The organism is Meridianimarinicoccus zhengii, assembly GCF_003254465.1.
In the GTDB taxonomy this organism is placed as follows: domain Bacteria; phylum Pseudomonadota; class Alphaproteobacteria; order Rhodobacterales; family Rhodobacteraceae; genus Meridianimarinicoccus; species Meridianimarinicoccus zhengii.
In genome coordinates this window covers 1-11366 of record NZ_QDFI01000108.1, presented here as the reverse complement: position 1 = coordinate 11366, position 11366 = coordinate 1, and the positions used below count along the sequence as shown (strand labels likewise).

Annotated in this window: 7 protein-coding genes and 1 pseudogene; 4 read left to right on the top strand and 4 right to left on the bottom strand. The window is 62.6% G+C overall.

Translation table 11 applies throughout. The features are described 5' to 3' along the window. Positions 1-136 precede the first annotated feature (136 nt). The 4 genes from DDE13_RS20810 to DDE13_RS23075 all read right to left on the bottom strand — a co-directional run bounded on the left by DDE13_RS20810 (position 137) and on the right by DDE13_RS23075 (position 5715). On the bottom strand, positions 137-1642 hold the full coding sequence (locus tag DDE13_RS20810; RefSeq protein WP_222626164.1) for a DUF1254 domain-containing protein: 1506 nt from the start codon (positions 1640-1642) through the stop codon (positions 137-139). A gap of 205 nt (positions 1643-1847) precedes the next feature. Beyond that, complete coding sequence (locus DDE13_RS20805) at positions 1848-4316, bottom strand: arylsulfatase (protein ID WP_222626163.1); 2469 nt, start codon at positions 4314-4316, stop codon at positions 1848-1850. 237 nt (positions 4317-4553) lie between these two features. Beyond that, positions 4554-5237: a Crp/Fnr family transcriptional regulator gene (locus DDE13_RS20800; RefSeq protein WP_111406139.1), complete on the bottom strand. Its 684-nt coding sequence runs from the start codon at positions 5235-5237 to the stop codon at positions 4554-4556. Between the two features lie 157 nt (positions 5238-5394). Next, positions 5395-5715 (bottom strand): hypothetical protein, encoded by a 321-nt coding sequence (locus tag DDE13_RS23075; protein WP_162631139.1) that lies wholly within the window; start codon positions 5713-5715, stop codon positions 5395-5397. 86 nt (positions 5716-5801) lie between these two features. Here DDE13_RS23075 and DDE13_RS20795 point away from each other — a divergent pair, with 86 nt between their 5' ends. From DDE13_RS20795 to DDE13_RS20780, 4 genes and pseudogenes are all read left to right on the top strand, one after another. Further along, positions 5802-7376 carry an arylsulfatase gene (locus DDE13_RS20795; RefSeq protein WP_222626162.1) on the top strand — a complete coding sequence of 525 codons (1575 nt, stop codon included), beginning with the start codon at positions 5802-5804 and terminating at the stop codon, positions 7374-7376. A 137-nt stretch (positions 7377-7513) separates the two neighbouring features. Next, positions 7514-8455 (top strand): transporter, encoded by a 942-nt coding sequence (locus DDE13_RS20790; RefSeq protein WP_162631138.1) that lies wholly within the window; start codon positions 7514-7516, stop codon positions 8453-8455. A gap of 385 nt (positions 8456-8840) precedes the next feature. After that, a pseudogene (locus DDE13_RS20785) lies at positions 8841-10281 on the top strand (IS1182 family transposase). A gap of 366 nt (positions 10282-10647) precedes the next feature. Beyond that, a partial coding sequence (locus DDE13_RS20780) for an HNH endonuclease (protein ID WP_235868803.1) occupies positions 10648-11366 on the top strand: 719 nt, incomplete at its 3' end.

Here is an 11366-nt window from a genome sequence, read left to right as displayed (position 1 = left end):
ACAAACGCTGAAAATAAGGATCAACGCCAGCCAAGGGCGCCCTTGCCGCGGAGCGGCTTAGTCCTTCCGGCATTCCTCAATCCGGCAAGAAGGCGCATTGCCAAGGGAGGCCTAAACCCCCTTCAAGCCGACACTGTCAGTCGACCGGCTCGAAATCCGTCATCTTGAACGATCTGTCGTTCAGGGCGTCCTGTGGACCATAGAACCGGAACATCGGCATGGGACGCTTGCCCGCCGTATCAATCCAGTTCGACTCCATCCCCTCCGGAGCCTCGGGGCCGACATAGATCGAAACGGATCCGTCTTCGTTCGTCTTCATGTTGGCCAGATCGTACGAGGACAGCGTGGTTCTGCCGTCCGGCGCATAGATGAAGCTGTAGGTCGCCCGGTCATACACGGTCAGGGCCCAGAACTGCTCCACAGGAACGTCCTTCGGCACATCGACCCGATAGGACCGGCCCGCTTCCAGCAGGTTCCCGTCCCTGTCGGCCATCGACACAAGATACTGCGTGGCAGGCGTGTCGCTCAGGACGACCGGAACGTAGGTGCACCAGGCAAACTGGGCGGCGCGCGGTATGGTGTCGATCCGGTCCCCGTAGGTGTATTCGAAGCGGCGGTTCTCATCGCTCATCAGCAAGGACGCATAGTGGCGATCCGGCCAGTAGAAGCGCTCTGCCGGCAAGTTGTCGAAATAGTCCTGAATGTAGTACCAGCCGTCGACGGCAGCCTGCCGCATGGCGCGCCTCGTCGTTTCGTCGGGGGCGAAGGGCTGACCTTGCCGAATTCCCAGCGTGGCGAGCATGCCCATCATGATCTTGTCCTGATCCCGCACCGGCTCGACACTGAAGATCTGATAGACGTCGTCGAAGTAGACCTCGTCATGCCGCGGCAGGCCCGCATAGCGGTCGTTCGATGGGTCGATGAATTTCTGCTCGGGCGGAGTGTCCGCTTCGGACAGGTAGTACATCCTGAGCCGCTTGGCATAGTCGTACGCATCCTTCTCGGTCTTTCCAGGCAGAACGACCGATCGGAAGGCAAAGGCGATGCGGTAATTGGGCGAGGCGACGTGAAGGTATCCGTCGGGGATCTCGCCGCTGTAGCCGGGCGGGGTGAAGAGGTATTTCGAGGCCTGTCCCTTGTCGAGACCGGAGGGGCCGATATCGGCGATGGTGAACTGCCAGGCATCCACCACCTGCCCGTAAAGCGTGCCGTCCGGGCCGGAGTCCGGGACTTCCAGCACGACCGGACCGTTCTGCAGGTTGGTATAACCGCCGATGTAGGGGGTGCTGCTGTTGCTGGTCGCCACTTCGAGGTTCGGCCCGGCCGTTTCGGAATAGGAGAAGATGGTGTTGTTCTCGGCTCCGAGTTCCTCGAATGCCCAGTCGCGCATGCGATAGATGACGACCGCGGGCATGGCCCAGAGCACCACCTCCAACGCGCGTTGGTACTTCAACTGATAGTCGAGATCCACGACCGAGCGCTCGGCCCCGGTCGGAGGCTGGCCGCCGACCGGTTCATCGGTCGGATTGCCGAGAGGGGAATAGGCCTGCGCGAGCGACGGCCCGGCGGACGCCAGGATCATCGACGTTCCGAGCAACAGGCCCATTGCCCTGGAAGCAATTCCACTGAAGTCGATTTTCATGGAGCAGGATCCTTCAAGTTTTTGCAGTAGGTTTCCTGGCAAGGGCCAAGGCCGGCGATCCGGTGGCACGGCAGAGCGTTGAACACCACGCGGCGACACGCCCTGACGGGCCGACCGAAGAGAGCGAAACCGATGGCGGGTCTTTCCGCCGCACGGATCAAAAGCGGACCGAGGAGTGGCGCCGGCGTCGTGGCCGTAGCGCGCGCTACTCCAGAACAACGCGCACGTCGTTGATGGTGCCCGTGAACTCGAAGGGAAGCTGGTAGGTGAAATCCACCGCCGAACCGTGGTCCATGCCGATATCCATGCCCTCACCGAGCGAGAACTGGACCGGAACCGTCCTTTCCAGCCGACCCTCGGTCACGGTGGCGCCGTCGACGAGGAGGGCGACCGTCGCGCCCTTGCCCGCACCGCCACCGTCATAGTCGAACCGCACGGTCACCTGCGACCGTCCCGCAGGCAGCGGATCCGGCGCGGCGAAGGTCGGACGTTCAAGGCTGAGGTAGTTGTACACGAAGGTCGGACGCCCCTCCCGCAGGTACAGGCCGACGCCGCCCTCGAGGCCGCCCACCGTCAGGATCATCCCGTCGCCCCCGCCTTCGGGAACCTCCAAATCTGCCGTGATGGTCCAGGATTTGTTCAGAAGCGAGGGCGACGCGCTCAGGGGAAGCCCGACGACACCGGGGTAATAGACCAGCTCCTTGCGGCCAGCAATGAGACTGGGGCGCCCCATCAATTCGTCGTCAAACCGCTCCGTGGCGCGCCAGTCGAGCGGGAGGACATTGTGGCGCGCGGCTTCCGCCCACCAGAGATCCTGCATCTGACGCAGTTTCGCGGGATCGGCCGACGCGAGGTCGTTGGCCTGGCTGAAGTCCTCTTCGATGTTGTAGAGTTCCCATGTTTGCTGGTCCGGGTCGAACGCGCCGCGCACGGACTGCCAGGGCTGAAAGGACATGGCCGAGGCCATCCATCCATCGTGATAGATCCCCCTGTTGACGCCCATTTCGAAGTATTGGGTGGTCCGTCGTCCCGCGGCATCGGCATCGTCGAAGGTGTAGGCGAAGCTGATACCCTCGATCGGCTTTTGCACGACCCCGTTCAACTCGGTCGGCGGCGTCACGCCTGTCAGCTCGTAGATGGTCGGGGCGATATCGATGATGTGAAGGAACTGATCGCGCAGCCCGGTTTCATCCGCGATGCGCGCGGGCCAGCTGACGATCATTGGGTTGCGGGTGGCGCCGAAATGGCTGGCGACCTGCTTCGTCCACTGGAACGGCGTGTTCATCGCATGGGCCCAGGATGCAGGGAAGTGGTTGAAATGCTTCGGCCCGCCAAGCTCGTCGATCGCCTCGATGTTGTCCTCCCACTTTTCGGGGAAGCCGTTGAAGAAGAGGTTCTCGTTGATGGATCCTTCGAGTCCACCCTCTGCGCTGGCGCCGTTGTCGCCGGCGATGTAGATGAATACGGTATTGTCGCCCTCGGGCATGCGCCTCACCGCGTCGATGATCCGACCCATCTCGTAGTCGGTCTGGGCGCCGAAGGCCGCGAACACTTCCATCATGCGGGAATAGAGCCGCTTCTGGTCCGCATTCAACGAGCCCCAGTCAGGCAGCCCTTCGGACCGCGGGGTCAATCGCGTATCCGGGGGCACGACGCCGAGTTCCTTCTGCCGTGCCAGGGTCTGCTCGCGATAGGCATCCCACCCCATGTCGAACTGCCCCTCGAACCTTTCGATCCATTCCTCGGAGACATGGTGCGGGGCATGTGTCGCGCCGGGCGCGACATAGAGGAAGAAGGGATTGTCCGGCGAGATGCTCTTGACCTTACGGACCCACGCGATGGCCTTGTCCGCAAGGTCGGTGGTCAGGTAATAGTCCTGATCCTTGGGGACGAAGACCGGATTGCGGTTTTCGTAGAGGCGCGGGTTCCAATGATCCATGTCGCCGGTATTGAAGCCGTAGAAATAGTCGAAGCCCAGGCCATTGGGCCAGCGGTCGAACGGGCCGGCCTCGCTGCTTTCCCAAGGGGGCGTGTTGTGGTTCTTGCCGATCCAGGCGGTCATGTAGCCGTTCTGGCGCAGCACTTCCGCGAAAGTGCCGGCGCTGCGGGGAATGATGGAGGTGTAGCCTTCGTAGCCCGTCGCGATCTCACCGATCACGCCAGACGAGACCGAGTGATGATTGCGCCCGGTGAGCAGCGCGGCCCGGGTCGGGCTGCAAAGGGAGGTCGTATGGAAGCGCGTGAAGCGCAGGCCCTCGGCTGCCAGTTCGTCCATCGTGGGGGACGGGGTCCCCCCTCCGAACGTGCCGAACTGACCGAACCCGGCATCGTCAAGCAGGATCAAGACGACGTTCGGCGCACCTTCGGGTGCTTGCACGGGTTGCGGGAACCGGGGCTGATCGGATTCCAGATACGTGCGGCCTACGTTGCCCTCGAATCGGTAATCCGGCCGAGGCAGGACCTCTGGAGTGCCGGCAGGTTCGGGTGGTACGGCCTGCTGAGCGACAGCTTGGGAAGAAAGCGCTGCAACTGTGGCAACGAGGAGCAGGATTCTGAGACTCATGGTGGATCCTTCAGATAACAGCGTCTGCGATCGCGATCGACATATTCGGCTGCGAAGCCGTGTGGGCGTTTTGAAGGCCGCCTCGACGCGCTGCATTTCGGTAAGGGACATCCGCGTAGATGTGCGCACCGGTTCTCCCCGTTCTCGGTGCCGTCCGCGTGCGGGTCGACGCTCCCAAGTTCTTTCGCCACGATATCCGACCCGCGACAGGCACATTGCTCGGATCTGAACAAACCGAAGACTTTCGGGCGCGACTCTTGTTGCGCGCTCGACTTGGTGGATGCGCCGCCCGTAGTCTCGACAAGGCCATCGTGCATCCGGCACGTGACCTGCAGTCGGTTGTGAGAATTACCCGGAAGATGTTCGCAGCGCAGCCGGATCGGCAACCGTGATCGTGCTGTAGCCGAGTTCGATGGCGCCTTTCGATGCCAGAGACCTCAGGGCCTTGTTCAGTACGGTGCGAGACAAGTTGGCAATCGTAGCGAGGTCGGCCTGAGTGATGTCGAGAACGCGTGGCGCGTTGGCTTGGCTCCCCAGACGTCCGCCGAGTTGCAAAAGGACGGCGGCGACGCGCGCCTCGCTGTTTCGGACCATCAGCGCATCCACCATCCCGAGGGCGCGTTCGAAGTTCTTGTTTTGTTCCTTCGATACCCACTTCCAGATCAGTGGTTCATCGCGTGCGATGCTGGCGAAATGTTGTGCGGGGAGGTGCAGCAGAACGGACCTGCGGGTTGTCGACAGGCCGACCATGCGCCGGACGCCTGACACGACCCCGCCCTCCCCGACCCAAACCGGCGGAAGGAGAAGGTAGCCCTTCTGCGGATCGCGTGTCCCCGGCGCGAACTCGACTGCAAGCGCCCCCTCGGAGAGGCCCCACATGCCGCCAGCTTCGTCAGCAACGTGCTGAAGATAGGTCTGCGCCGGGAATTCGTGCACTGAACAGGCACGAAGAATGCGATCGGAAAGTGCCGCGGAAATGGCGGCGTTGTGCACGAGATCCCACAAGGGACCCTTGAGGTTGGTCATGTTCATCGAGGATCAATCCGCTGTCGAATAGGCTGCAAGATCGCTTGGCACAAGTAAAGCTCGGGCAGGCGGGGCGGCCCGACACCAGCTGCACCGCGGCCGCAGACGCTTCCCGATGCGACAGGCCGATCATGATCCGAGCGCGGCATGATCGACAGAGAGATCAGTTCCACGGCCGCAACGGTCGCGCCGACGATGGCTGTTGACGCAACCGGAAGCGCGTCCACAAAACGACCGAATCCCCCAGCCCGCCTTTCAGGCGGCCGAACGTGCGGCCCACGGTATCAAGGAGCTCTTCGGTGACCGCCGAGACTCTTTCAAATTGTTCAGATCCGAACAGTGTGTCCAGGGCGGGTCGGGTATCTTCTTCGATAAATTTGGGAACGTCGACCCGCGCACGGTCGGCGCCAAAAACTGGGAGGCATTCAGCGCGTCTTTGCGGACGAAAGGAGCCTTTGGCACGGCAGCGCTGAAGCGCAGTCACGAGCGCTACCTCGACAGAAGCTCCACCTCACGCGGACCGATCACGGCCCGCCTGGGTAACTTGCCAGAATATGGGAGGAAGAGAACGTGAGTCTGACAAAGTTCTTTCATGTCACGCTGATCGCCTTTGCGATCGGTCTGCCGACGTCGGCGTCGGCCCAATCGCCAGAGAAGCCGAACATCCTTGTCATCTGGGGCGACGACATCGGGACAACCAACATCAGCTACAACAATCGCGGGCTGATGGGCTACCGGACCCCAAACATCGACCGCATCGCCGAAGAGGGCCTGTCGTTCACGGATTACTACGCGCAGCAGAGCTGCACCGCAGGTCGGGCGGCCTTCATCGGCGGCATGAACCCGCTCCGGACGGGGATGACCAAGGTCGGCGTCCCGGGCGCACCTGAAGGATGGCAGGAGTCGGATGTCACCATCGCGACGGTGATGAAATCGCTCGGCTATGACACCGGCCAGTTCGGGAAGAACCACCAGGGCGATCGCGACGAGCACTTGCCCACCAATCATGGTTTCGACGAGTTCTTCGGCAATCTCTATCACCTCAACGCGGAAGAGGAGCCCGAGAACGAGGACTATCCGACGGATGTCGTGATGCCCGACGGGCGCACGTTTTCCGAGACTTTCGGCCCAAGGGGCGTGATCCACTCCTGGGCCAACGAGGACGGCACCCAGCGCATCGAGGATACCGGCGCCCTGACCCGGGAGCGCATGGAGACGATCGACGACGAGACTGTCGCGGCAGCCATCGACTTCATGGAAGCCGCCGTGGAGGAAGGAACACCGTTCTTTGTCTGGTGGAACGGCACCCGGATGCATTTCCGCACGCATGTGCGTGCCGAAAACCGCAATCCCGGCAATGACGAATACACCGACGGCATGATCGAGCATGACGGTCATGTCGGACAGTTGCTGGACACGCTGGACCGGCTGGGCGTCACCGACAACACGATCGTCCTCTATTCGACCGACAACGGCCCGCACTTCAACACATGGCCGGATGCGGGCAATACGCCGTTCCGAAGCGAGAAGAACTCGAACTGGGAGGGCGCCTACCGTGTCCCTGCCTTCGTGCGCTGGCCCGGGCGGTTCGCGGCGGACGTGACGCTGAACGGGATCATTTCGCACCAGGACTGGCTGCCCACTTTCGCCGCCATCGCCGGAGCCCCGGACGTAAAGGATCAGCTTCGGGCCGGGCTCGAACTGGAGGGCAGAACCTATCGGAACCACATCGACGGGTACGACATGAGCGCCTACCTGGCCGGTGAGACGGAAGAATCGCCGCGGAACTACTTCGTCTACGTGAACGACGGCGGAGAGATCGTTGCTGTGCGCTGGCGGGACTGGAAGGTCGTCTACAAGGAGAACCGGGGGCAGGGCTTCGGGGTCTGGCGGGAGCCGTTCACGGACCTTCGCGTTCCGCTGGTATTCAACCTGCGCCGGGATCCTTACGAACGCGCGCAGCATAACGCCAACACCTACGAGGACTGGGCGCTCGATCGGCCGTTCATCATCTTCGGCACTCAGGCGATTGCCGTGGGCTTCCTCAAGACACTGGTCGAGTATCCGCCGAGCCAGACGCCAGGCGCCTGGGATCTCGATGGCGTCATCGAGGAAATCGAGAGGGCGAGCCGGATCGAGAACTGAAGCACGGCGCCGGCGACCATGGGCGGCTTCGATCTCCGCCCCTTTCGGAGATCGGAGCCGCCTGCTCCATCGGCACGGAAATCCCGGCCCAAGGCCACCTGTGGCCAGAAAGACAGGGAAACTGAATGAATCGATCCATGAGACCTCTTCTCTCGGCCCTTGCCATCCTGCCGCTGATCCTCCTGACGCCTGGTGAGGCCGCTGCCGGAGGCGATGGCCCCCGTGCCTACGCGCTCATCCCGTCGGGCACGAACGTGACCAAGTTCATGTTCCTGTCGCTCGACGGGAACCAGAGCTTTGCGCCCGGAACGGTTGTTCGGGGGTCCGAACTGGATGTGAACGTGGCGGCCCTTCAGTACGTTCGCTCCTTCGACCTGAACGGGAATTCCTTCGCGCCCTTCATGGTCCTGTCCTACGGGAGCATCGATGGAGCGTTCAGCCTCGGCGGCAACCCCTCGACCGTGCTCACCGGAGAAGAGGACGGTCTATTCGATCTTCAACTCGGGCTGGTCTATGGGTTTCTGGGCTCGCCGGCTCTGAACAGCCCGGCCGAATATGCCGCGCACAAGCCCGGGCTTCAGATGGGCGTCCTCGCCAAGGCTTTCCTGCCTGTCGGCAGCTACGATTCCGGACGGGTACTGAACACCGGGGGCAACCGGTATGCCCTGCAACTCGGCCTGCCCACGACGCTGGCCATGGGCGCATCGTTTCTGGATCCCAACTTCTCCACGATCGAAGTGTTGCCGAGCGTGACATTCTTCGGCGACAACGACGACCCGGTGGGGGGCGCCGCGACATCCGGGCAGGATCCTCTGTTCGCCGTGGAGGCTCACTTCACGCGCAATTTTGGGAGATCGTTCTGGGCATCACTGGATGCTCTCTACGAATACGGGGGTGAGACACAGACCGATGGCATCGACAACGATGACCGGCAAGAGGCCTTTTCGCTCGGGGCATCGGTCAACTACACGCTCCCGAGCGGCGTGAACCTTCAGGCATCCTACGGCGAAGTGATCGGGAGCAACCAGAATGGACCGGACGGCAGTCAATTGCGGTTCGCGGTCATCACCACATTCTGAACGAGAATGTCGGCATAAATCTGCGAGACCGCCCAAGCGGAACCCTGCATGGAGACCGACATTGCCCCTGGCTCAGAGCCGGCTTGATCTGGAGCCTCCCGGTCGGGTTCCGCCGGCCTGCGTCGCTCGCCTCCATGCCGCCGCACTTCTTCCGCCGGACGTAGGTGGCGAACTCGGACGGCAAATGCTCGCGGCCACCCGATCTGAATGGTGGAGCAACGCACTCGCAGAAAATCCCTGGGGCGGACATTCGATCAGATCGCGGCGAAGGCCCGCTCACCGCCCAATCTACCGAATGCTGCGCCGGGCGCCAAGGTCCGCCCTCGGCTGAGGCTGTGTGAAAACTCCGGATGAGGTATGCTTTCGGCAAAGACCGGAGGCGGGCATGTCAGGCTACATCGAAGGGACGGATCGGGGGCAGACGACGCTGTTTCCGGACCGCCTGGAGGACTGGATCGGCGAGGACAATCCGGTCCGTGTCATCGACCTCTTCGTGGACGAGATCAATCCTTCGGAGCTCGGGTTCGCCCGGGCCTGTCCAGCGCGGACGGGGCGGCCGGGCTATCACCCGTCGGTCCTGCTGAAGCTCTTCATCTACGGCTATCTGAACCGGGTGCCGTCCAGCCGGGCTCTGGAGCGGGATGCGGGGCGGAATGTCGAGGTCATGTGGCTGACGGGACGATTGGCGCCGGACCACAAGACGATCGCCGATTTCCGGCGCGACAACGGGTCAGCGATCCGCAAGACCTGCGCGCAGTTCGTGGAGCTCTGCCGAAGGATAGGCGTGTTGAAGGGCGAGTGCGTCGCGATCGACGGCTCCAAATTCAAGGCCGTGAACAATCGTGACAAGAACTTCACCAAGGGCAAGATCGCCAGCCGGATCGCGCATCTCGAAGCCAGCGTCGAACGCTACATCGACGAGATGGTTCGGGTCGATCGTCAGGAAGAGGGCGAGACGCGGATCGAGAAGCTCGCCCATCTCGGCCGGCGCCACGGCCGGATCCGGCAGGAGATCCAGCGCTTGCAGGACATGAACCGGGCGGTGAAGGACGCGCCGGACAACCAGATCTCTCTGACCGACCCGGATGCCCGTGCGATGGCCACCAGCGCCAAGGGGAGCGGGTTCGTGGGCTACAACGCGCAGGCCGCGGTGGACGCCGAGACCCACCTGATCGTGACGCATGACGTGATCAATGACGGGCATGACCGCGAGCAGCTCTCCCCGATGGCCAAGGGGGCCAAGGCCGCGCTCGGACGCGACGAGATGAGCGCGGTGGCCGACAAGGGGTACTTCAGCGGCCGGGAGATCCTCGCCTGTCATGAGGACGGCATCACCACGACCCTTCCGCGCCCAGAGACCTCGGGCAACCGGGTCAAGGGCATGTATGTGAAGGCCGACTTCGCCTACGACGGCGATGCCGACGTCTATCGGTGCCCCCGCGGGCGAGACACTGACATATCGGTACACGACCGAGGAAGACGGCCTCGTGCTGCGACGCTACTGGGCCAGTGTCTGTCAGAGCTGCCCGCTCAAGGCGCGATGCACCACCGGACGGGAGCGCCGGATCACCCGTTGGGAGCACGAGCACTTGGTCGATGCGATGCGTGACCGGATGAGCCGCGATCCTGCCCTGATGGCGCTTCGCCGCTCGACCGCCGAACACCCCTTCGGCACGATCAAGGCGTGGATGGGGGCGACGCACTTCCGGATGCGACGGCTGAAGCACGTCCGCACCGAAATGGCCTTCCATGTCCTCGCCTACAACATGAAGCGCATGATCGCCCTGATCGGGGTGCGTGGCCTCCTGGCCGCCATTCCGGCCTGAGTTGGTCCGCTCAGCTCAGATCCGCCGCAGAACGTACCAACAAAGCGCTGCTACCGCGCTTCTCAGCCCCACAGCGCGCTACACCGGCCCGGAAATCGCGAACTCAAAGGAAGCCGGCCGGGCACAGGTACCGAGCAAAAACCGAATAAGTTTCCACACAGCCTCGGCTCTGAACCGCCGATCGCCGTGTCAACAACGAACCTCCGCTCACGCCGGCAAGCACCGAAATGGTCCGGCTGATCGCGCCAATACCCCAAAAACGGCACTAGAGCCTGGGTTGGTTTTGCCGAAGTGTGCTTCAGGGAAGAAAAGACTTGCCGCGGGCGCGAAGCATGCTTTCCTCGCCAAATGGTTAAGTTGGTTCTGATGCACAAGGCGGACTCGATCTACGAGGATGAGCCTGACGTCGTGTACGACTTTCCCAGAACCTATCTGAAGGCCATCGAGGAGGCGATCGGCGACTGGGTCATATACTACGAGCCGGTCAAGGCTGGACCCAGAGGGTATTTCGCCGTGGCCAAGATCTCGAAGGTGATCGAGAAGCCAGGAGTTCAGGGTCGGTTCCTGGCCTTGATTGCGCCGGGTACCTACCTCCCATTCGATCGGGACGTTCCACGCCTGCAGGATGGTAGTCCCCTTGAAACGGCCCTAACTGAACCGGACGGAACGCCGAAGAAAGGAGGCGCTGTCCAACTTGCCGTGAGGCGGCTGCCCGAACACGACTTTGCGCGCATCATCGATATTGGGCTTCCGCAGGATCTCGAACAGATCGAGGCGAACCGTTACGAGGAATCTGGCAACGTCCTGCAGGACGAACCCATGTTCTTCAAGCGCCCCGCAGTCGAGAGACTCACGCATCGGAAGTACCGGGACGTCGCGTTTCGCAGGAAGGTTCGCGAGGCTTACGGCTATCGCTGCGCTATGTCTGGGCTGCAGCTGCTCAACGGGGGCGGTCGACCCGAAGTGCAAGCCGCCCACATCAAACCGGTGGAGAAGGACGGGAGCGACTCTGTTCGTAATGGGCTAGGCCGTGTCTGCATTCATCTGAGCCAGTCGAGGGCGGAGACGAGGAAGACGAAGCCCAT